We start from the raw sequence: 22,950 nt of genomic DNA, 5'->3' as shown, positions 1-22,950 counted from the left end.
TATTAAAATTTTATCACCATGGCCATACCATAGTTTGGCCGATTGGTAAAAGGGTTTATATCTAAATAAGGGTTGAAGTCAACTGCCAGATCATCACTTACATTATATTGCTTTAAGTGAGAGTCCACATTGGCATCTATAATGTTCAAGGCATAGAGCGCAATGGTTATGACCAAGGCCAAATCCCTATCCCTTTGTGTGTTTTCCTGTGCTTCCTGGAGCGCTTCCGAAGTTAGATCCGGTCCGCTTCCATCTCCGTTCAAATCCCAGAACTCATCATCCTCAAAACCTGCAAGCCTGCGCTTGAAAGCGTTTCTTGCCCTACGATATTCAGTGTTGTTATAGGAGTACACGTAAATACCTGTTCCGATGGCGCCCCAAACAATGGGGGCCTTCCAATAGCGTTTGTTGTAAATTTGTCCAAGACCTGGGAGAATTGCCGAATAAAAAGCAGCCTTGCTAGGGGCAAGGGGATTAATGTTCTCCTTTTTGGTGACCTCTTCAAAAGTAACGCCTTCCCCTTTCATATTTTGTGAAAGAGAATCCACCTCTTTGGTTTGTTGGGGCTGTTTTTTGCTTTCTTTTTCCTCTTCTTCCTGAGAAAATCCTGTGTGAAACAACAAAAAGGCAAAGAACAATAAAAGGAGGTTTTTATTCACCTGTCAACAATTTTTTGATACGCTTAAAGTCTTCTTCTGAATGAAAGGGTATCACAATTTTTCCTTTTCCGTTTTTGGATGTGGTAATATCCACTTTGGTCGCTAATCGTTCTTTGATGGAATCCAAGCTGTTTGAAACAAAGTCGGGAACATCTGAGCTGCTCTTTTTCTTTTCGGAGCCTGAACTTTTAGGTTCTTTGTGGTCTTTCACCAATTGTTCGGTAGCTCTAACGGAGAGACCATCGGAAACCACCTTTTCATAAATGGCGATTTGGTCCTTCTTTTTATCAATGTTGATAAGGGCCCTACCGTGACCCATGCTGATGAATCCATCGCGCATTCCTGTTTGGATGATGGGGTCTAATTTTAACAGGCGCAAATAATTGGTGATGGTGGAACGTTTTTTTCCAACACGGTCGCTCAATTTTTCCTGAGTGATCTCGATTTCATCGATAAGTCTTTGATAAGAGAGGGCAATTTCGATGGGGTCGAGGTCTTGCCTTTGGATGTTCTCCACCAAGGCCATTTCCAAGGATTCCTGATCATTGGCAATTCGAATATAGGCTGGAATGGTCTCCAATCCGACCAATTTGGAGGCACGAAATCTACGTTCACCGGAAACCAATTGGAATTTATTGAAATCGAGTTTCCTGACCGTTATTGGTTGTATAATGCCCAATTCACGAATGGAACTGGCCAATTCCTCAAGGTTTTCGTCGTTAAAATTGGAACGTGGCTGAAAAGGGTTGACTTCAATGGAATTGATATCCAGTTCCACTACATTGCCTATAACCTTGTCCGCATTTTTATCCGAAACTGACTTAATATCATTCTCTGGATCATTCAATAGAGCGGACAGGCCTCTTCCCAGTGCCTGTTTTTTTGTTGCTTTCGCCATCTAAACTTTCTCCTTGTTTTTCTTCAAAATTTCGTTGGCTAAGTTAAGATAATTGGAAGCACCTTTGCTGCTTGCATCATATTTTATGATGCTCTCGCCATAACTTGGTGCTTCGCTTAGCCTAACGTTTCTCTGGATGATGGTGTCAAAAACCATATCTGCGAAGTGTTTTTTCACTTCTTCAACCACTTGGTTGGAAAGTCGTAACCTAGAATCGTACATGGTCAATAACATTCCTTCAATGTCCAAATCGTTGTTATGTATCTTTTGTACACTTTTTACAGTGTTCAACAATTTGCCAAGACCTTCCAGGGCAAAATATTCACATTGTATGGGTATCATTACAGAATCGGCTGCTGTAAGCGCGTTCAGGGTGAGCAGTCCCAAGGAAGGAGCACAATCTATCAGTACAAAATCATACTTGTCGCCCAAATTTTTAAGGGCTTCTTTCATCATGTACTCTCTGTTGTCCTTATCCACCAATTCAATCTCGATGGCAACAAGGTCGATGTGCGCTGGTACCAAATCCACATTAGGGGAATCGGTGGAAATCGTCACTTCTTCCACACTCATGGTGTGTTCCAAAAGTTGATATGTGCCTTTTTCAATAGAGTCAACATCAACACCCAAACCCGATGTTGCATTGGCCTGGGGGTCGGCGTCAATCAATAACACCTTTTTTTCCAATACACCTAAGGAGGCTGCAAGGTTTACCGTGGTGGTAGTTTTACCTACACCGCCCTTTTGGTTTGCAATTGCAATAATCTTGCCCATTTCATAGTAAGTTAGGTGCTAAAAATACGATTATTTAGGATGCGATAAAATGTAATTTGTTAACAGGGGGTGAATAACCCCTGCATTCCACGTTAAAGAAAGTTAAAGTTTTATTTACGTGATTGTTAGGGAGGTCAGTCCAGTAAAATATTCAGTATTTCTGTAGCAGCATCCGCAATTTTTGTGCCTGGTCCAAAAACCGCTATGGCACCATTTTTTAGCAGATGGTCATAATCTTGCTTTGGAATTACGCCCCCAACAATGACCATAATATCTTCCCGACCATACTTTTTTAGTTCTTGAACCACTTCGGGAACTAGGGTTTTGTGTCCTCCGGCAAGTGAGGAAATGCCCAAAACATGCACATCGTTTTCCACAGCTTGCTTTGCGACTTCGGCCGGTGTTTGGAACAAAGGCCCAATATCCACATCAAAGCCCAGGTCGGCATAACCCGTGGCAACCACTTTGGCGCCACGGTCGTGTCCATCCTGACCCATTTTGGCAACCATAATACGAGGTCTGCGGCCTTCTTGCTCAGCAAACTTGTCTGCCAATTTACGGGCCTTTTCAAAACTTTCGTCGTTTTTAATTTCTTTGGAATACACTCCGGTGAAAGATTGAATTTTTGCTCTATAGCGTCCAAAGGCACTTTCCATGGCATCACTGATTTCACCAAGGGTAGCACGCTTTTTGGCCGCTTCTACTGCTAAAGCTAACAAATTTCCACGGTCAGAATCATTTTCCATGGCTTTTTTGGAAGCAACACGTATTTCATCAAGTGACTTTTCCACAGCTTTGGAATCCCTGCTGCTTCGTATTTGGTCCAAGCGGGCCATTTGTTGCTTGCGTACCTTGGCGTTGTCCACCTCCAAAATTTGAAGGTCGTCCTCGTTCTCTAATCGGTATTTGTTCACACCAACAATAATGTCCTGTCCACTATCAATACGGGCCTGCTTTTTAGCTGCGGCTTCTTCAATGCGCATTTTTGGGATGCCTTTTTCAATGGCCTTCGTCATCCCGCCCAACTTTTCCACCTCTTGAATCAATTCCCAAGCTTTTTCGGCAATTTCGTGGGTCAATTGTTCCACCTTGTGGCTACCTGCCCAAGGATCTACCGTTTTGGTAATATGGGTTTCTTGCTGTAGATAGATTTGTGTGTTTCTTGCAATACGGGCGGAGAAGTCCGTTGGCAATGCAATGGCCTCGTCCAATGCATTTGTATGTAAGCTCTGGGTACCGCCAAAAACTGCTGCCATGGCTTCAATGGTAGTTCTGGCCACATTGTTGAAAGGGTCTTGTTCCGTCAAGCTCCATCCGCTGGTTTGGCTGTGGGTACGGAGCATCAACGATTTTGGATTTGAAGGGTTGAATTGTTGTACCAACTTGGCCCATAGCATGCGTCCGGCCCTCATTTTTGCAATTTCAGCGAAGTGATTCATCCCAATACCCCAGAAAAAGGAAAGTCTTGGAGCGAACTCATCAATTTTAAGCCCTGCTTTTATTCCAGTTCGGATGTACTCAATGCCATCGGCCAAAGTATAGGCCAATTCCATGGATGCAGGGGCTCCTGCTTCGTGCATATGGTATCCAGAAATACTGATGCTGTTAAAGCGCGGCATATGTTTACTGGTAAACTCAAAAATATCCGCCACGATCTGCATGGAAGGGGTAGGAGGATAAATGTAGGTGTTCCGAACCATAAATTCCTTTAAAATATCGTTTTGGATGGTTCCGGAAAGTTGTTCCATGGACACACCTTGCTCCAATCCTGCTACAATGTAAAAGGCCATGATTGGGATTACGGCACCGTTCATGGTCATGGAAACGGACATTTTGTCCAAAGGAATACCATTGAACAGGATTTTCATGTCCTCAACGGAATCTATGGCGACTCCAGCCTTGCCCACATCCCCGACTACGCGGTCGTTGTCCGAGTCGTAACCCCGGTGTGTGGGGAGATCAAAGGCTACGGAGAGTCCTTTTTGGCCCGCCTCTAAATTTCTTCGGTAAAACGCATTGCTTTCCTCGGCAGTTGAAAACCCTGCGTATTGACGTATGGTCCAAGGCCTGCTAACGTACATGGTGGAGTAGGGCCCCCGTAAAAATGGAGATATGCCCGCAGCAAAGTTGGTATGGCCATAGTTATGAGTTATGGGTTTTGGGTTATGGGTATTCTCCAACTCTGAACTCTGAACTCCGAACTCTGAACTTAATTCTATATGTTGAAGGTCTTTTCTACTCATTGTTCAATCTTTTTTGTTCGGATGCTTCGGCCAATCTTTTTTCAATAATAGGCTCAATAATGGTTTTTCGTGCCTTGGTTTTCACAAAGGGGTAGAGTTCCAATTCGTCCTTCATGCGGTCCTGCGGATTTTGGTATTTGTTGGTGCCAAGAGAAACGATCTTGCCTTCATTAAAAAGCTGTTGCTCTTTGTCCGCACTTTCCTTTATTTTACGCTGAACCATGCCTTTTTTCAAACTATCCAAAAAACCGCCGGCCTTTTCAATCTGTTTAAAAAGGACCAAGGCCTTTTCTGCCAGTTGATTGGTAAGTGATTCAATATAATAGGTGCCTTCAGAAATTTGTGAAGCTCTGGCCAGATAGGATTCTTCTTTTAAAAGTAATAGCTGGTTACGTGCAATGCGTTCTCCAAACTCGTTGTCTTTATGGTAAATGGCATCATAGGCCAAATTACAAACGGTATCCGCTCCGCCCAAAACTGCCGACATGGACTCTGATGTAGTACGGAGCATATTCACGTTGTAATCGTACAAGGTTTTGTTGCGCTTGGAGGGTATGGCCAAAATGTTGCACTCACCTTGAATGCCGTATTCGGAGGCCAAGCTGTTCCAAAGCCATCGCAACGCTTTAACCTTGGCTATTTCAAAGAAATAGTTGCTGCCAACGGCAACTTTAAAGGTAATTGGGAGTGACTTCTCGACTCCGCTCGAAGGAACAAGATGATTCAGATATTCGTTGGCGTGGGCCAAACCGTAGGCCAATTGCTGCACCATGTTGGCACCTGCATTTTGGTACAGGGACAGGTCAACTCCAGTAATTGATATGTCCGAAGTGCCCAATGAAACCAATTCGGTCAATATCTCGTGGTCCTTTTTCAAATTATGGTACCAGTTGCCATCTTTGGCCAAATGCCCAATGATGTCGATGTTCAAATGGGCCTTTGCTTTTTTGTCTTTTAGAAGTGAAACTAATTTTTTGACAGGTTCCAGGGCCAAAAACTCAAAATTGAAGTAAAGCTGCACTGTCTCTAGATTGATGCCCGAAACCAAGGTTTCGAAGTCAATTTTCTCACTGGGAATAGTGAAAACTATGCTTTCCGCACCTTTTTCGAGTATTTCTTGAGCCTTTGCATTGGCTTTTTCGGTATCTCCTACATAAATGGATTGCGCTACAGACCAATCGTGGTCTTTGGGCAAGGAATAAGTTGGAATGTTCTTTAGGTCTTCTTGATGGTAAAAAGGTTTAACATTGATGCCCTCCAAAGATTCCCAAACCAAGGTTTCGTTGTAATCGGCACCTTTGAGGTCCATCTGGATTTTTTGTTTCCACTGTTTGGCGGAAACCTCGGGAAATTCGTTAAATAGGCCAGTGTTACTCATCTTGTTTGTTCTTTAGGCTATCTTCATATTCAATCAGGAATATTTCCTCGTTCTCCTTTTTCATGTAATATTTTTCACGGGCAAGTTTTTCCAACTCTTTCTTATCCGACATTTTCTCCAAAATCTCCTTATCCTTGGCGATTTCATTTTTTAGAAACTCCTTCTCCTTTTCCAACTTATCTATTTCGTTTTCCAGTTCCAAATGAATCATTAGGGAATTGGTATCAAAAAAAGCCATCCAAATCACAAAAATGGTCAGGACCAAAATATAGGTGTTGGTCATAATCTTGAACCATTTCTTTTTCCTCAACTCTTTTAGGCCCATGTTACGTAAGATTATTGTTGATGATGGTCCTTACAACATCCACGGCAACCGTATTGTAACGATTGTTGGGTATAATGATGTCCGCAAACTCCTTCGAGGGTTCTATAAATTGAAGGTGCATTGGTTTTACCGCGGTCTGATATCGAGTGAGTACCTTGTTTAAATCATGGCCCCGTTCCTGCGTGTCCCGCTGCAACCTTCGAATCAAACGCTCGTCCGAATCTGCATGAACAAATATTTTTATATCGAACATATCCCTTAATTTGGGATTACTCAACACCAAAATCCCTTCCACAATCATCACTTTTCGCGGTGGCGTAGGCACGGTTTCCTTCATTCGGGTTTCCTCTACAAAGGAATAAATAGGAGTGTCCACTGTTTTACCTGCCCTTAATTGTTCAATATGCTTAATCAATAGCTCAAAATCAATGGAATTAGGGTGGTCAAAATTAATTTTGGCCCTCTCATCCCGGCTCATATGGGAAAGGTCGTTGTAGTAGGAATCCTGCGAAATCACACCTACCTCGTTTTCGGGCAATTGCTCCACAATTTGGTTTACTACCGTTGTTTTTCCGCACCCTGTGCCACCAGCAATCCCAAGAATCAACATAGTTCAAAATTTGTCATCAAAAATAAACAAATGATTATATCTACCGCTTAACTCGATAATCGAGATTTAAACCTGACTGCCGTTAGGCATGTTGCTCCGAGGCTTGCCCCGAAATCAAAATGTGTTTTTCCTATCAACCTGCCTACCGGCCAGGCAGGTGCCTCGTGAGCCTGCCTTTGTCGGCAGACAGGCTTGCCCCGAGGCAGTTTACTAGGATACAGCATAATTAGCAATCATCTATCAAAAAATGAATGATCAATGTCATAATTCTTACTGGTTTAAGCGTTTAGCTTTGTGTGATTTTAATGCATTACCCTTATATTTATCAAGCTAACCAATGGAAATTTTATATATGAATGATACTTATACGGTCAAGGTTGGCGATGACTTTGACTTTAAACTTTCCAAGGACACTATTTCTTCGTTGGATTTGATCAAAACCGGTGATGATGCCTTTCATCTTTTAAAAGATGGAGGATCGTACCATATAAAAATTTTGGATTCCAACTTTAATAATGGAACCTACACCATAAGTGTTAACGGAAGGGAATACCAAACCTTAATCCAAACCCCTTTGGATGAACTTATCCAAAAAATGGGCTTTGCTACCAATGGCAGTAAAAATATAGATTCCATATCCGCACCTATGCCAGGATTAATTTTGGATATTTTGGTGGAAGAAGGTCAGGAAGTTGAAGAAGAAGGCCAACTATTGATTCTGGAAGCCATGAAAATGGAAAACATTATTACCTCTCCGAGAAACGGCGTTATCAAAAAAATAGGAGTATCGAAAGGTGATGCCGTTGACAAGAAACAATTGTTGATTGAATTTCAATAAAACATCATGAAAAAAATATTGATAGCCAATCGCGGCGAAATTGCGGTAAGGGTTATGAAAACCGTAAAAAAGATGGGCATAAAGACTGTTGCCGTGTTTTCTGAAGTGGACAGGAATGCCCCCCACGTACAATTTGCTGACGAAGCCGTTTGTATTGGCGAAGCACCTTCCAACCAATCGTATTTGCGAGGGGACAAAATTATTGAGGTGGCCAAAAAGCTTCATGTTGATGGAATTCATCCAGGCTATGGCTTTTTAAGTGAAAATGCTGATTTTGCCGAAGCGGTAGAAAAAAGCGGCATCACTTTTATAGGGCCAAAATCCAAGGCCATTCGGATCATGGGCAGCAAGTTGGCGGCCAAAGAAGCTGTGAAAGCCTACGATATTCCCATGGTGCCCGGAATTGACGAAGCGATTTCCGACGTGGCCAAGGCCCAGGAGATTGCCAATGAGGTAGGTTACCCGATATTGATAAAAGCCTCTGCCGGTGGCGGGGGTAAAGGAATGCGGATCGTGGAAAAGGAGGAAGACCTTGAATCGGGTATGAAAAGAGCCATTAGCGAGGCCACTTCCGCCTTTGGCGATGGTTCCGTTTTTGTGGAGAAATATGTGAAATCGCCAAGGCACATCGAAGTACAGGTCATGGCCGATATGCACGGTAATGTCCTCCATTTTTTTGAAAGGGAATGCAGTGTGCAACGTCGCCACCAAAAAGTGGTGGAAGAGGCACCTTCTGCCATTTTAACCCCAGAATTGCGTGAAGAAATGGGCGTTGCAGCGTGCAAAGTGGCCAAATCTTGTGATTATGTTGGAGCAGGTACCGTCGAGTTTTTGATGGATGCCGACCTTAATTTCTACTTTTTGGAGATGAATACGCGCCTGCAAGTGGAACACCCCGTTACCGAATTGATCACGGGGGTGGACTTGGTGGAATTGCAAATAAAAGTAGCTCGTGGTGAAGAACTCCCAATGAAACAGGAAGACTTAAAAATCAATGGTCATGCGGTGGAACTTCGCGTGTATGCCGAAGACCCATTGAACGATTTCTTGCCCAGTGTGGGAAATCTCGAAGCATATCAATTGCCCGTTGGTGAAGGGATTAGGGTGGACAATGGTTTTAAGGAAGGAATGGATATCCCCATTTACTACGACCCCATGCTGTCCAAGCTCATTACCTATGGTAAAACCCGCGAGGAGGCCATAGAGTTGATGCTCGATGCCATTCAAAAGTATAAAGTGAAAGGGGTGCAGACCACCCTGCCTTTCGGAAGTTTTGTGTTTGCACATGAAGCGTTCCGGTCAGGTGATTTTGACACCCATTTTGTGAAGAATTATTATTCTCCGGAAAAAATCAAGCAGCAAACGGCCAACGGAGCAGAGGTCGCCGCCATGATAGCCCTTTATCAATTTCTGGAAGACAAGAAAATAGTACGATTACCTTCAAATTGAATCCTATGGACCCCAAAATAAAAGCACTACAAGAAAAAATAGCACAAGCCCATTTGGGTGGAGGCGAAAAACGTATCGAAAAACAACATCAAAAGAAAAAGTTGACGGCTCGCGAAAGGGTACTTTACTTTTTGGATGAAGGCTCTTTTGAAGAAATGGGCATTTTGGTGACCCACCGCACCACCGATTTTGGTATGGACAAGGAAATGTACTATGGTGATGGGGTAGTAACGGGCTATGGAACCGTAAACGGAAGATTGGTATATGTATATGCCCAGGATTTCACCGTTTTCGGAGGAGCGCTTTCCGAAACCCATGCCGAAAAAATATGTAAGGTGATGGATTTGGCCATGAAAGTGGGAGCGCCCGTAATCGGTCTCAACGATTCCGGTGGTGCCCGAATTCAGGAAGGAGTGAGGTCATTAGGGGGATATGCCGATATTTTTTACCGCAACGTGCAAGCATCAGGGGTAATTCCACAGATTTCTGCCATTATGGGCCCTTGTGCCGGAGGAGCGGTGTATTCGCCTGCGATGACGGATTTCATTATTATGGTGGAGGAAACCAGCTATATGTTCGTTACTGGACCCAATGTGGTGAAAACCGTGACCAACGAAACAGTTACTTCGGAAGAGTTGGGAGGTGCAAGTACCCATGCTGTAAAATCTGGGGTTGCCCATAAAACTTCTGCCAATGATGCCACTTGTTTGGATGATATTCGAAACTTGTTGGACTATCTACCTCAAAACAATAAGGAAACCACACCATTATTACCTTATGAGCTTGGTGATGAAACGAGGGATGAACTGTCTGGTATTGTGCCCGACAATCCCAACAAGCCCTACGATATGCATGATGTTATAGGAGGAATCATTGATGCCGATTCGTTTTATGAAATCCACAAGGATTATGCGGAAAACATTATTACAGGTTTTGCTAGATTAGGGGGAAGAAGTATTGGGATTATTGCCAATCAACCTATGTTTTTGGCTGGGGTTTTGGATGTGAACAGCTCCACAAAAGCAGCGCGTTTTACCCGTTTTTGTGATTCGTTTAATATTCCATTGTTGGTGTTGGTTGATGTTCCTGGATTTTTGCCGGGAACTGACCAAGAGTGGAGCGGCATTATTATGCACGGGGCAAAATTACTCTATGCCCTGAGTGAAGCGACCGTGCCACGAGTTACCGTAATTACCCGTAAAGCCTATGGCGGTGCTTACGATGTAATGAATTCCAAGCACATTGGTGCCGATTTTAACTTTGCTTGGCCAACGGCCGAAATTGCAGTGATGGGAGCGAAGGGTGCCAGTGAAATTATTTTTAGAAAGGAGATTGCCGCCGCCGATGACCCCGATGCCAAATTAAAAGAGAAAGAAACCGAGTATGCCGATAAGTTTGCCAATCCCTACCGAGCAGCTAAACGCGGTTTTATCGATGAGGTAATTCTGCCCAAAGATACCCGAAGCAAATTATTGAAGACTTTTGCCATGTTGGAGAAAAAAGCCGTGCAAACCCCTTGGAAGAAGCATGGGAATATTCCGTTGTAAGGTTGGAAAGGTGAAGGGTTAAAGGTCAAAGGCTTGACACGAATTGCACAAAAAGTTCAAGTTCAAGCATCAAACTCCATAACAAAATAACCGATTGACACAATAATACATCAACGCCACGATTGTCATTCTGAGCGTAGCGAAGAATCTTTGCAAAGGTTGAATAGTTAAATGGTAAAGTGTTTGACACGAATTCCACCAATTTTCACAAAAACCTAAATCTGAACTCGACCTGACATTTTATCTACAACATCACCGTCTTCCCCGTTTTAACGGATTCATCCGCAGCCAAAACAATTTTAAGGCTGTTCACTGCATCATTCAAATGGTCTGTTAGGTCGCGGTCGTTTACAATGGCATCGAGCAGATATTCCTGTTCCAACAAGCAAAGCCCATCATGGTCGGGTTCGTCCGCTGTGCTGATGATTTCATCCTTTTTAGTAAAATTACCATTGGCATCGAGCTCACTATGGTGTAATTTTAGACTTCCCGTTTTGGTATGTCCTTCAATATCTTCAGATGCCCCCTTGTCAGCATCACTAATGGATACACAACCTTTTGGGCCGATAACATCCTTGATAAAAAATGCAGTTTCGCTCATCATGGGCCCCCAGCCTGCTTCGTACCAGCCTACGGAACCATCTTCAAATCGTACTTGTAGCTGTCCGTAATTGTACATTTTGGAATCTACTTCATCAGACAAATGGGCACCAATGGCAGAAACGCTAATGGGTTTGGAGCGCGTCATGGAACACATGACATCCACATAATGTACACCACAGTCCACAATGGGAGACATGGATTGCATTAACTGTTTGTGGGTGTACCATTGTTCCCCCGAGCTTTGTTGGTTTAGGTTCATTCGCATCACCAGGGGTTTGCCCAAGGTCTGTGCCATTTCTGTAAACTTGGCCCACGTAGGGTGCACTCTCAAAATATAGCCTACAACCATTTTGCGATCCTGCTTTTGGGAAAGATCAACCAGTGTTTGTGCTTCTTCCACGGTCAAAGCCAACGGTTTTTCTACGAAAACATGGGCATTGGCCTCAAGGGCCGTTTTTACATAATTGTAATGCGTGTCCGGGTATGTGTTAATGGAAACCACATCGGGTTGGGTTGTTTTTAATGCTTCGGCATAATCCGAAAAAGTAGGTGCTCCATCCAATTCTTCGGAAAGGCGTTCCCTGCTTTTAGCACCTCTACTTACCAATCCCACTATTTCAAATCCATCTAACTGGTGGTAGGCACGGGCATGGGAAGTTCCCATATTGCCGCATCCGACCACTAAGGTTTTTAATTGTTTCATTGCCTAGTTAATTTAGCTTTAAAGATAAGGTTATCTGTTTTTTTTGAACAGATTTGGAAGGAGATATTCCCTTGGACCATCAATAATCTCAAACTACAACGTTGGATATGTTTTCTTATCATTAAACCTTTCTTAAAAGCTTTACTGGTCCGTTGGGTATGCCTAATTTTGCCAGATGCAAAAGTTAAATCAAAAACCCAACTTTGAGTTTGTGGCCATGATGGCCGCTTTGATGTCCATTGTAGCCTTGGCCATTGACGCCATACTGCCTGCAATTTCCAACATTGGGATTGCCATTAATAGCACCGACCCTACGGATAATCAATTGTTGGTCACCATGATTTTCTTGGGACTAGGCGTGGGGCAATTGTTTTTTGGCCCTATATCCGACAGTTTTGGACGTAAACCGGTGGTTTATATGGGTTTTTCCATCTTTTTGATTGCGAGTATCATCTGTTTGTATGCCCCATCTTTGGAAGTAATGGTCGTAGGAAGGATTTTGCAGGGAATTGGATTGTCCGCACCCCGAACCATCTCCATCTCCATTATTCGGGATACATACGAGGGCGATTATATGGCCAAAATAATGTCCTTTGTCACCGCTTTTTTTATTTTGGTGCCAGTTGTGGCCCCCGCAGTGGGTAAACTGATTTTGGACGCAGCAGGTTGGCAAGCCATTTTTTATGTGCAAATGTTTTTTGTACTTGTGATTGCCGTATGGTTTTGGAAACGACAAAAAGAGACCCTGCACCCAGAATATAAAATTCCCTTTACGAGGCACGTTTTTATTGATGGTGTAAAGGAGTTTGTAAAATATAAAGAGACTGTTGCCTTTACCTTGACATCTGGTTTGGTAACGGGAGCATTTTTGGTGTATTTGAGTTCTGCCCAGCATATATTCGAAGATCAATATGCCTTAAAAGAAATATTCCCGTACATTTTTGCAGGCCTTGCGGTTTCTATTGGACTTTCCACATTTTTGAATGGAACCTTGGTAATGCGTTTTGGTATGCGAAGGTTGTCCTTAATGGCAACCATTGTATTTTGCGTTGTAGCACTGACCTACGCCATTGCTTTTCTCAACACCCCTAATCCAAGCATTTATGTTTTGGTCGGATTTTTATCCGTTCAGTTTTTCTGTCTAGGGTTTATGTGGGGGAATTTCCGTTCCATCGCCATGGAGCCTATCGGTCATATTGCCGGAATTGGAGCAGCCATTAATGGGTTTGTGTCGACATTGTTATCCATACCCATTGCAACCTTTATCGGAGAATTTGTAAAAGATTCCGTTTGGCCCCTTTTTGCAGGTTTGGCCATTTGTGGACTGTGTGCTTTGACTATTTTTCTTTTGGTGAACAAACCCGGAAGAAAACGTTTGGCAACGACTTAGTTTTCTTTGGGAAAAAATACCTCGCCACTGCACGAATCGGAAGTGGCACCGGTAACTGATTTCAGCACATTGGTTTTTCCTTCCAAGCGGAGTACACCCATTAACGCAAAAACAAGAGCTTCTTTGTAGGCTATCAAGGTTTTGTTGGGAACTACAACCTCAATACCGGCACCCAGTTTAATTTGGAGCGTATCCATAAAGAATTGATTGAGCGCACCTCCTCCCGTAGCCAACAGTTTACTGTTGGATTTGCCATTGCTCTTGTGCTTGAGGACAGCAAATGCAATCTGTTCGCAATTATGATGGATGAATGTATGCAATAAATCCTCGTTGGAAATCTCGGAAGCCTCGATCAATGGTACAATTTCGGAAACGAACCACTCATACCCTGTAGATTTGGGGTAGGGCAGGTCATAATATTTAAGGTTGTTCAGTTTTTGGAGCAGGGAGTGGTCCAATTTACCGGAACGGGTCAGTTTTCCATTTTCATCATAGGCCAGTCCCATTTTATGGGTGATGTAATTCAGTGGCATGTTGGCCAATCCAATGTCGTAGGCAATGCGTTGGCCATCTTTATCAAAAGAAATATTGCTGATGCCACCCAAATTCAAACAAAAATCGTATTCATGGAACAGCAATTTATCGCCAATGGGTACCAAGGGAGCGCCTTGTCCTTTTAGGGACACATCCTTGGTCCTGAAATCGCAGACAACTTGTTTGCCAGATGTATTGGCCAATAGCTGTCCATCTCCCAATTGAAACGTAACACCATCTTCTGGTCGGTGGTGCGAAGTGTGCCCATGACTGGCAATAAAATCGACCTCTTCGCCCAATTCATCCATAAACAACTTGGATTGTTGTCCCAACCAAATACCATAATCCTTGTGCAGTTGCTCGTGTTCTTCTTCGGAAAGATGAATCGCTTTTTTGAGGTACTCCCGCATTTCATCGGAATAATCGATTTCAGCAGTTTCTTTTATGGAAAAGCTCCATTTTCCATCTTCTTTCCAAATATGGCAATAGGCAATGTCCAATCCATCCAAAGAGGTGCCGGACATCAGTCCCAAGACTTTATAAACATTCATGGTTGAAAGGTTTTTAGTTGGATAGGGAGTTTCCCTTTAGCTTCAATTATATCGGAAAAGTGCTCAAAAGCAACTTCTTGAAATTCCGGGAAATCCTGATACATCAATACGGCATTGGATGATGGCTTCAATTTTAAAATATCCAGTACGTACGGATTTCCAAAAAGATAGATCAAGGTATTTTTTTTCTCCACCAATTTATGGATAGTGGCCAACGTACTTTCATCAAAACCAAATTGGTTTTTGGGTTTTACAGCAGGAGGGAAAATGCTCAGCAATACATTCTGATCATTGGAATTCAGGGCCGTATCCAAATCAACCACTTTTGATCTAAAATTGAATGAGATTTGTTCCGAAAAGCTATTTTCCTTGCTGGAATTCACGGAAACATTCAAGAAGTTTGAAGATTTTATTTCTTCTACGGTTGATGCATTACCATACAATTCCGTGATGCTCTGTTCTGCAATTTTACGGTTTAATTTGAAGTTTACATCAAGACCGGAATCACTGGATTGCGTTTTTACAGAAAACACTTTGTGTTTTAAGTTCCAAACTCTTTCAAAACTTTCTTGGATTCGTTCTTCTGAAGCACTTGCCAATATCCCCTCAATACCCTCGGCCACATTTTCACTAAAACAAAGCACGTCCATACCTGCATTAAAAGCAGCTTTTTCCAAGGCTCCTTTTTGAGGAAATTTTTTGGACACCGCATGCATGTTCAAAGCATCAGAAATTACAACTCCATCAAAACCCAATTTTTTTCTGAGCAGATCCGATATGATTTTGGAAGACGTAGTAGATGGGTTTTCAGCATCCAACTGAGGTAGGAGCAAATGACCTACCATCACAGAGTCTACCCCTGATTCAATTCCCTTTTTGAAGGGATAAAGCTCATTTTCCATCAATTCTTCCAGCGATTTGTCGATTACAGGTAGCCCCAAATGTGAATCTGTTGCCGTATCACCATGACCAGGAAAGTGTTTGATGGAGTTTAGGGTTCCATTCTTGGCCATTCCTTTTAGGAATGCTTCCGCTTTATGGAATACACTATTTCTATCATCCCCAAAGGAACGATAACCGATTACGGGATTTTCTGGATTGTTGTTGATATCCACAACGGGGGCCAAATTCCATTGTATTCCCGCTTGTCTGCAATCGTTTCCAATAGCTTCACCTACTTTATAAATTAAGGCATTATTGTCGGTCAAAGCGCCCAAAGTAATGGCATAAGGGTATTGTGGTGTGTTTTCAATGCGCATAGCAAGTCCCCATTCGGCATCAATGGCAACAAGCAAAGGTACGCTGGCAGCTTTTTGATACCGTGCAATAAGCTCCAACAAACGGTCGTAGCTTTTTTCGTTATGAGCCACCTTTTTCTTTCCTTCAAAATTAGTGGCCGCACTGGCCCTGCTGTGGAAAAAACAGATAGAACCGATATGATGTTCCTTGATGAGCTTCTCCATTTTTCGTACCTCATCTTCGGTATCATTGATAAAAACAGCGGGCATAAACAATTGCCCCACTTTTTGTTTTAAAGTCAGTATATTTTTTGGAAGTGTATAAGCTTGATGGGTTTTAGTCATTGGATTCTACTGTTTTTTTACCGTAATCTGCTGGGTATTTTAAATAGCGAAGCACCAGAAAAGCAGGCAAGGCGGCAATTACCACCCATATAAAGAAACCGTCGTAGCCCAACCATTCTTGAATGTATCCGCTCAGCATTCCGGGCAGCATCATACCCAAGGCCATAAAACCTGTGGCGATAGCGTAGTGCGATGTTTTGGAAGCACCATCAGCTACATAAATGAGGTACATCATAAAAGCGGCAAAGCCGAAACCGTACCCAAATTGTTCAAGCACAACGGTACCGACCACTGCATATATGCTGGTGGTTTGTGTTATGGCCAATATAGCATAAAGTGCGTTGGGCAAATTGAGTGCAAGCAACATGGGCAACATCCATTTTTTAAGGCCGTCCCGGGAAATCAAGATTCCGCCAAGAATTCCTCCGAGCGACAACATAATTACACCAACAGTACCATAAATGGTACCCACGGCTTCAGTGGAGTACGCCAATCCGCCAACTTGTAACTCATCCAGTAAAAAGGGGGATGCCATTTTTACCAATTGTGATTCGCCCAGACGGTACGTTAATATGAACAATAAGGCTACTCCAATTTGATGTTTTTTGAAAAAAGTGGCAAATACCTCGAAGAATCCTGCTGGTTTATCCTTGGGTTCGGTTGTTGATTCTTCAAACTTTGGAGCGGTAAAAAAGTTGGATACCGTTAAAGCAAGCATTAAAATAGCTGCGCTGATCATGGTTACGGACCATGCTTTGGTATTGTCCCCGTATTGATTCTCCAAAAAACCTGCAAAAATCACTAAAAGCCCTTGCCCCGTAACCATGGCCAATCGGTAAAAAGTACTACGAAGTCCAATAAAGAAGGATTGTTTTTTCTGGGTGAGCCCAATCATATAATACCCATCCGAGGCAATATCGTTGGTGGCAGAGGCGAAGGCGGCCATCCAAAAGAATGCTAGCGTTATGATAAAGAACGAATTTGACGGTAAAAAGAGTCCAATCCCCAAAAATGCCAGGGAAACCACCAATTGCATGCCCAAAAACCATTTTCTTTTCGTGCCATTTAAATCAACAATGGGACTCCACAAGGGTTTGATGACCCAAGGGAGGTACAGCCAACTTGTGTACAAGCCTATTTCCGCATTGCCAATGCCCAAACGCTTGTACATGATTACGGAAACCGTTACCACCAAAATGTAGGGAATCCCTTGGGTGAAATATAAAAAGGGAATCCACAGCCATGCGTTTTTATCTTTCGGAGCTACATTCATTGGTTGTGGTTTTAATTTATAGTATTGGCTTTTATTTGTTGAAATATCGGGAAGTTCAGGCTAATTTGGTAGTATCACTTTAGTTAAGGGTCAAGTTTTTATGTTGTTTTAACGGAGGTACATAAAAGAAAAAGGCCTACGTATGCACTAAATGTAGGCCTTTTCAAGATTAATTAAACAACTAACAACTTAAAATGAAATGTTGTTGTTTTTAGAAATGGTACCGTACAAAACCTTCCATGGCTTCGTACTCTGCCATTCCAAGTGCATTATATCTATTTGCGGTATCCTTGTTTCTTTGTTCTGCACGTTGCCAGAATTCCCTTTCGTCGTTCCCGGGAAACATGGCACTATCCTTTTGGGACTGGTGTTTAAATATGGCATTGATTTTTCTATCCATATCTTTTGGTCCAATTGGGACTGCCATTTCCATATCCGCAATGTCCCATTCCTGCCAAGCTCCTCTATACAACCAAACGTAGCAGTTTCTTATCCAGTCCGAGCCTTCGTCCACCAAGCGCTGAATAGCTTTAAAGATTACATCCAAACAAACCCTGTGTGTTCCATGTGGGTCGGAAAGGTCTCCTGCGGCAAAAATTTGATGTGGTTTCAGTTTGTTCAGCAAATCATAGGTTATTTGAACATCTTCGTCGGAAAGGGGTTTCTTTCTAACGGCACCTGTTTCGTAAAATGGCAGGTTCTGAAAATGCGCATTTTCTTCCTTCACGCCACAATAGCGGCACGCGGCCAAGGCTTCCCCTTTTCTAATTAGCCCTTTATAATCCTGAACTTCGGGACTGTCCAATTCCCCTGGTTTTTTGTTGGCCAAAAACTCACGGACCTGTTTGAACTTCTTTTTAAGTTCCTTGTTGTCTTTTTGCACGTCGGTGGCAAAATCGAGGAAACGTATTACTTCATCATCAAAAACCGCAATATTGCCCGAGGTTTGATAGGCTACGTGAACATTATGTCCTTGGTCCACCAATCGCAGCAAGGTGCCTCCCATCGAAATTACGTCATCATCGGGGTGGGGACTAAAAATCAAAGATGTTTTTGGGTGGGGTTGGGCTCTTTCCGGTCTTTGACTGTCATCGGCATTGGGCTTGCCTCCGGGCCATCCAGTAATTGTGCGTTGTAATTGATTGAATACCGAAAGGTTGATTTGCTCTGCGGAACCGACTTCGGCAATCAGGCTTCCCATACCATATTCATTATAATCTTCGTTGGTCAATTTTAATATGGCTTTGCCCAGTTTTTCCGAAAGCCAAATTGATGCGGTTTTTATGAGTTTGTCGTCCCAATCGCACTCGGTTACCAACCAAGGTGTTTTTATTCTTGTTAAATAGGAGGATGCTGCTCCGTCAAGAACAAAATCACAGTTTTTATGATGTTGTAGGAAAGTTGCAGGAACGGATTCCTTTATTTCGCCCTCAACCGCTTGTTGTACAATGGGTGCTTTTCCTTCTCCCCATGCCATGATTATGATTCTTTTGGCATCCATAATGGTGCCAACGCCCATTGTAACCGCTCTTCTTGGCACATTTTCCTCGCCGAAGAAATCACTTGCGGCATCAAGGCGTGTAACACGATCCAAACGAACCAAACGGGTTTTACTGTTTAGTGACGAGCCAGGTTCGTTGAACCCGATATGTCCAGTTCTTCCGATTCCTAGAATCTGGATGTCTATACCTCCGACATTTTTTATTTTCTCTTCATAATCCAAGCAATACTTTCTTATTTCATCCTTGGGCAAACTCCCATCTGGAATATGAACGTTATGAGGCTCAATATCAATATGATCAAACAAGTGTTCGTTCATAAAACGAACATAACTATGGATGGAGCCTGGGTCCATCGGGAAATATTCGTCCAAATTGAACGTGACAACATTTTTAAAACTCAGTCTACCTTCTTTATAAAACTGAACCAAATAGTCGTACACCTTGGTCGGCGTAGAACCTGTTGCCAACCCAAGAACCGCCTTTTTGCCTTCGTCTTGTTTTTGTTTTATCAGACTTGCTATTTCGTTGGCAACGTACCACGATGCGCTTTGGGCATCTTGATAAATATGGGTGTCAATTTTTTCGAACTTCACGGATTCAGCATCCAGAGGTTCCTTTTTTAATACATTATCGGCTAACTCTTGCATGTTTTTATTGATTTTGACCTGTTTAACATTGCAAATATATTCAAAAAAAGCATTAAACAGCAATAAAACGCATTATATTTGCAATTATTTGCAGTTTTTAAGCAAAATAAACATTATGTTCCGGTAGAAGATATTTTCCGTGATTGTTTTCTACTTTTGAATTCGTATGAAAAGGATATCATATGCTTAAAGAAGAAAGGCAGCATTCCATACTCAATGAGGTGGAGTTGCATAACAGGGTATTGCTGACAGATTTGGCGGACAAGCTCAATGTTTCCGTAGATACCGTAAGAAGGGACGTCAAAGAGCTTGATGATGAAAACCTCTTGGTCAAAGTGCATGGAGGTGCTGTTTCTCTGGGATTTGCCAATCACAGTCCCCAACAGAGCAATGTTTATGCCCAAGACAAGAAAATAACTATCGCAAAAAAGGCATTGGGCCTTCTTAAAAACAATAGTGTCATTTTGATTGATGGGGGGACAACCTGCCTCGAGTTGGCCAAATTGTTGCCCGTAAACCTAAAACTCACTTGTTTCACCCTGAGTCTGCCTGTAGCTATGGAGTTGCTGCGCAAACCTAATGTGGAAACCATATTTATTGGGGGTACACTATCAAAGGGGTCGCAAATAGCAATGGGGTCCAGTACTATCAATGCACTGTCACAGATTAAAGTGGATTATAGTTTTATAGGTACGGGTTATGTTGACACGGAATTTGGATTGACCGAGTTTGATTGGGATGTGGTGCAGACGAAAAAAGCCGTAATCAACGCTTCCAAGAAAGCCGTACTTTTATGTATTTCGGAGAAATTGAATTCCCAACATCGCTTTAAAACATGCGATTTGAACGTAATCAATACCATGATAACGGAGTTGGAACCTTGGGACGCAAAACTGAACGCATTCAAAAATTTAAACGTACAAATACTATAAAGTAGTGGTGGAAAAACACATTAAGATTACCGAGGAGCCATCCAACTATGATGGGTTGGATGAAATGGATACATTGGAGATTGTAGCCAATATCAACAATGAGGACAAGAAAGTGGCAGAAGCTGTTGAGCAGGTATTGCCTCAGGTAGTCAAAGTAGTTGATGAAACGGCCAAACGTTTTGAAAAAGGGGGGAGACTTTTTTATATAGGGGCCGGAACCAGTGGTAGATTGGGCATATTGGATGCTTCAGAAATTCCACCTACGTTTGGGATGCCACATGATCGGATAATTGGATTGATTGCAGGAGGAGATGATGCGATTCGCAAGGCGGTAGAGAATGCTGAAGATGACACGAAGCAAGCTTGGAAAGACCTTCAGGAACATAATATTAATGATAACGATGTTTTGGTGGGCATTGCTGCTTCGGGCACCACTCCTTACGTTTTGGGAGGGATTGAAGATGCAAAGTCCAATGGTATTCTAACAGTGGGGATTACCAATAATCCAGGGTCTCCTCTGGCTAAATCAAGTGATATACCGATTGAAGTGAACGTTGGCCCTGAATTTTTAACAGGGAGTACCCGAATGAAAAGTGGAACCAGTCAAAAACTGGTCCTGAACATGATTTCCACCGCCTTGATGATTCGTGTAGGTAGGGTAAAAGGCAACAAAATGGTGAACATGCAATTGAGCAACACCAAATTGGTGGATAGGGGAACGCGTTACATTATGGAAGAACTGGGCCTGAGTTATGAGGAAGCCGAAAAAGCGCTCAAAAAATATGGTTCGGTCAAGTTGGCCGTTGATGCTTTGAAATAAGTAAGCCCAGATTATTTTGGCTCCAATCGGTAAATCCCTTTACCTTCAACACCTACATAAATGAAACCATCTGGTGCTTGGCGCACGTTACGAACACGGCCCATGCCATCCAATAATTTTTCGCGGTATACAACTTTGTTGTCCCTTAATTCCAATCGCTCCAAATATTGAAAAGCTAGGGAGCCGACCAATAGATTGTCTTTCCATTTGGGATATTTCTCAGAAGTAACAAACGTCATCCCGGATGGTGCAATGGATGGTGTCCATTGGTATAATGGCTGTTCCATGCCTGGCCTTGAGGTTTCATCGGTAATTTCGGTGCCACTATAATTAATGCCGTAGGTGATTACGGGCCACCCATAGTTTTTACCTTTTTGTATGATATTGATTTCATCCCCGCCCCTTGGTCCGTGCTCATGTTCCCAAAGCACTCCGGTTTTAGGATGAAGAGCCAAGCCTTGAGGGTTTCTATGCCCATAGCTGTAGATGGCTTTTTTTGCCCCTGTTTCATCAATAAATGGATTGTCTTCAGGAATACGACCATCATCGTGCAAACGATAAATTTTACCGCCATCGCGAGTAATATCCTGTGGGTTTACATCCCTGTCCCCTCTTTCGCCAATCGAGAAGAACAAGTAACCATCATTGTCAAACTCAATTCTAGATCCAAAATGTTGTCCGCGTGTGGAGTTTGGCGATGCTTTATACAATTTTTCAATGTTTACGAGCTTGTTGTTGGATAACTTGGCGCGTATAATGGCCGTATTGCCACCTTTTTCATTGCCTTCGGTAGAAGCGTAGGAAAAATAAATCCAACCATTATTGTCGTAATCGGGATGCAGTTCAATATCCATTAAACCACCTTGTCCACGGTTGTATACTTCAGGGGCATTGCCTACTTCAATGGTTTTTCCGGATTTGTGGAGAAGGAGCTTTCCGGATTTCTCTGATACCAAAATACTATTGTCGGACAAAAATACCATGCCCCAAGGATTTTGGACCCCACCTACCACAAGCTTAGGTGTAAAATCAATGGTTGCAGGAAGGTGTATGCCCTTATCTGATTTTTGGGCACAGGATGTACTGAGCAGTAAAATAAAAAAATATGGGAATAAGAGGTGTTTTTGCATGATTTTATATTGAAACAATAGATAAACAGCAGATTTAAAGTCCGTTTTATGGAAGATAAAGAGAATTTTTGTAAGAACAGAAACTATTATTTAGAATATTGAATTGACAAATCTGAGTATCCTTTATATAGTTTTCGTAAAAAAGTAATTTTAGGATTGAAATGTCACCAAAATTTATATTTTTGCAGTCCGTTTTCGGGATGTGGCCCTTCGGCTACGCTCAGGATAGACTCCGTCTGTTACCCAGACCGCTTAGCGGTAGGCGGAATTGTAATTTGGGTATTGTTTTTTTGAATTTTATCAGCATTTAGCTGATTTCGGGATGTGGCCCTACGGCTACGCTCAGGATAGACTCCGTCTGGTACCCAGACTGCTTAGCGGTAGGCGGAATTGAAATTTGGGTATTGTTTTTTTTGAATTTTATCAGCATTTAGCTGATTTCGGGATGTGGCGCAGTCTGGTAGCGTACGCGCATGGGGTGCGCGTGGTCGCTGGTTCGAATCCAGTCATCCCGACCAACCACCCTTTAGGTTAAAATAAAGCACTGTTAATTGTTTGATT

19 protein-coding genes and 1 tRNA gene are annotated in these 22,950 nt (G+C 42.7%); 7 read left to right on the top strand and 13 right to left on the bottom strand.

Annotation, left to right across the window (positions count from 1 at the left end; all coding sequences use genetic code 11):
* Positions 1-2: 2 nt before the first annotated feature.
* The 7 genes from AC13CS_RS05040 to udk all read right to left on the bottom strand — a co-directional run bounded on the left by AC13CS_RS05040 (position 3) and on the right by udk (position 6,887).
* Positions 3-659 carry a DUF5683 domain-containing protein gene (locus AC13CS_RS05040; protein WP_293168168.1) on the bottom strand — a complete coding sequence of 219 codons (657 nt, stop codon included), beginning with the start codon at positions 657-659 and terminating at the stop codon, positions 3-5.
* Entirely contained in the window at positions 652-1,557 is a 906-nt protein-coding gene (locus AC13CS_RS05035) for a ParB/RepB/Spo0J family partition protein (protein WP_293168166.1), read from the bottom strand. The genes AC13CS_RS05040 and AC13CS_RS05035 overlap by 8 nt, the downstream gene beginning before the upstream one ends.
* Positions 1,558-2,331, bottom strand: a complete 774-nt coding sequence (locus AC13CS_RS05030) for a ParA family protein (protein WP_163625762.1) — start codon at positions 2,329-2,331, stop codon at positions 1,558-1,560.
* 134 nt (positions 2,332-2,465) lie between these two features.
* A complete protein-coding gene (scpA, locus tag AC13CS_RS05025; protein ID WP_293168163.1) occupies positions 2,466-4,574 on the bottom strand; it encodes a methylmalonyl-CoA mutase in 2,109 nt (702 codons plus the stop codon).
* Positions 4,567-5,952 carry a methylmalonyl-CoA mutase subunit beta gene (locus tag AC13CS_RS05020; RefSeq protein WP_293168161.1) on the bottom strand — a complete coding sequence of 462 codons (1,386 nt, stop codon included), beginning with the start codon at positions 5,950-5,952 and terminating at the stop codon, positions 4,567-4,569. Before AC13CS_RS05020 ends, scpA begins: the two co-directional genes overlap by 8 nt.
* Positions 5,945-6,277: a septum formation initiator family protein gene (locus AC13CS_RS05015; protein ID WP_293168159.1), complete on the bottom strand. Its 333-nt coding sequence runs from the start codon at positions 6,275-6,277 to the stop codon at positions 5,945-5,947. Before AC13CS_RS05015 ends, AC13CS_RS05020 begins: the two co-directional genes overlap by 8 nt.
* 1 nt (position 6,278) lies before the next feature.
* Positions 6,279-6,887, bottom strand: a complete 609-nt coding sequence (udk, locus tag AC13CS_RS05010; protein ID WP_293168157.1) for a uridine kinase — start codon at positions 6,885-6,887, stop codon at positions 6,279-6,281.
* A gap of 352 nt (positions 6,888-7,239) precedes the next feature.
* Here udk and AC13CS_RS05005 point away from each other — a divergent pair, with 352 nt between their 5' ends.
* The 3 genes from AC13CS_RS05005 to AC13CS_RS04995 are packed head-to-tail and all read left to right on the top strand — an operon-like array spanning position 7,240 to position 10,721.
* Positions 7,240-7,725, top strand: a complete 486-nt coding sequence (locus AC13CS_RS05005; RefSeq protein WP_482888589.1) for a biotin/lipoyl-containing protein — start codon at positions 7,240-7,242, stop codon at positions 7,723-7,725.
* A 6-nt stretch (positions 7,726-7,731) separates the two neighbouring features.
* Positions 7,732-9,174, top strand: a complete 1,443-nt coding sequence (accC, locus tag AC13CS_RS05000; RefSeq protein ID WP_293168153.1) for an acetyl-CoA carboxylase biotin carboxylase subunit — start codon at positions 7,732-7,734, stop codon at positions 9,172-9,174.
* Between the two features lie 5 nt (positions 9,175-9,179).
* Positions 9,180-10,721: an acyl-CoA carboxylase subunit beta gene (locus tag AC13CS_RS04995; protein ID WP_293168151.1), complete on the top strand. Its 1,542-nt coding sequence runs from the start codon at positions 9,180-9,182 to the stop codon at positions 10,719-10,721.
* 244 nt (positions 10,722-10,965) lie between these two features.
* On the opposite strand, the gene AC13CS_RS04990 is transcribed toward AC13CS_RS04995, so the two are convergent.
* Positions 10,966-12,027: a Gfo/Idh/MocA family protein gene (locus tag AC13CS_RS04990; RefSeq protein WP_482888587.1), complete on the bottom strand. Its 1,062-nt coding sequence runs from the start codon at positions 12,025-12,027 to the stop codon at positions 10,966-10,968.
* 175 nt (positions 12,028-12,202) lie between these two features.
* Here AC13CS_RS04990 and AC13CS_RS04985 point away from each other — a divergent pair, with 175 nt between their 5' ends.
* Positions 12,203-13,417, top strand: a complete 1,215-nt coding sequence (locus tag AC13CS_RS04985; protein WP_482888586.1) for a multidrug effflux MFS transporter — start codon at positions 12,203-12,205, stop codon at positions 13,415-13,417.
* Here the strand turns inward: AC13CS_RS04985 and AC13CS_RS04980 are convergent.
* From AC13CS_RS04980 to nagB, 4 genes are all read right to left on the bottom strand, one after another.
* Positions 13,414-14,502 carry an anhydro-N-acetylmuramic acid kinase gene (locus AC13CS_RS04980; protein ID WP_482888585.1) on the bottom strand — a complete coding sequence of 363 codons (1,089 nt, stop codon included), beginning with the start codon at positions 14,500-14,502 and terminating at the stop codon, positions 13,414-13,416. The two genes, AC13CS_RS04985 and AC13CS_RS04980, sit on opposite strands and share 4 nt — an antisense overlap.
* Positions 14,499-16,085, bottom strand: a complete 1,587-nt coding sequence (locus AC13CS_RS04975) for a glycoside hydrolase family 3 protein (protein WP_482888584.1) — start codon at positions 16,083-16,085, stop codon at positions 14,499-14,501. The genes AC13CS_RS04980 and AC13CS_RS04975 overlap by 4 nt, the downstream gene beginning before the upstream one ends.
* Positions 16,078-17,358 (bottom strand): MFS transporter, encoded by a 1,281-nt coding sequence (locus tag AC13CS_RS04970; RefSeq protein WP_293168141.1) that lies wholly within the window; start codon positions 17,356-17,358, stop codon positions 16,078-16,080. The genes AC13CS_RS04975 and AC13CS_RS04970 overlap by 8 nt, the downstream gene beginning before the upstream one ends.
* Positions 17,359-17,569: 211 nt before the next feature.
* Complete coding sequence (gene nagB / locus AC13CS_RS04965) at positions 17,570-19,507, bottom strand: glucosamine-6-phosphate deaminase (protein WP_293168139.1); 1,938 nt, start codon at positions 19,505-19,507, stop codon at positions 17,570-17,572.
* Between the two features lie 182 nt (positions 19,508-19,689).
* Here nagB and AC13CS_RS04960 point away from each other — a divergent pair, with 182 nt between their 5' ends.
* Positions 19,690-20,439, top strand: coding sequence for a DeoR/GlpR family DNA-binding transcription regulator (locus AC13CS_RS04960; RefSeq protein WP_293168137.1), 750 nt, complete (start codon positions 19,690-19,692; stop codon positions 20,437-20,439).
* Positions 20,440-20,446: 7 nt separating this feature from the next.
* On the top strand, positions 20,447-21,259 hold the full coding sequence (gene murQ, locus AC13CS_RS04955; protein WP_293168135.1) for an N-acetylmuramic acid 6-phosphate etherase: 813 nt from the start codon (positions 20,447-20,449) through the stop codon (positions 21,257-21,259).
* 11 nt (positions 21,260-21,270) lie between these two features.
* Here murQ and AC13CS_RS04950 read toward each other — a convergent pair whose 3' ends face one another.
* Entirely contained in the window at positions 21,271-22,389 is a 1,119-nt protein-coding gene (locus AC13CS_RS04950) for a PQQ-dependent sugar dehydrogenase (RefSeq protein ID WP_293168133.1), read from the bottom strand.
* 441 nt (positions 22,390-22,830) lie between these two features.
* Here AC13CS_RS04950 and AC13CS_RS04945 point away from each other — a divergent pair.
* Positions 22,831-22,907: transfer RNA gene (locus AC13CS_RS04945), tRNA-Pro, on the top strand.
* The last annotated feature ends 43 nt before the right edge of the window (positions 22,908-22,950 follow it).

It is taken from the genome of Flagellimonas sp. B-3, from assembly GCF_056857835.1.
This window is presented reverse-complemented; position numbering and strand designations above follow the sequence as displayed.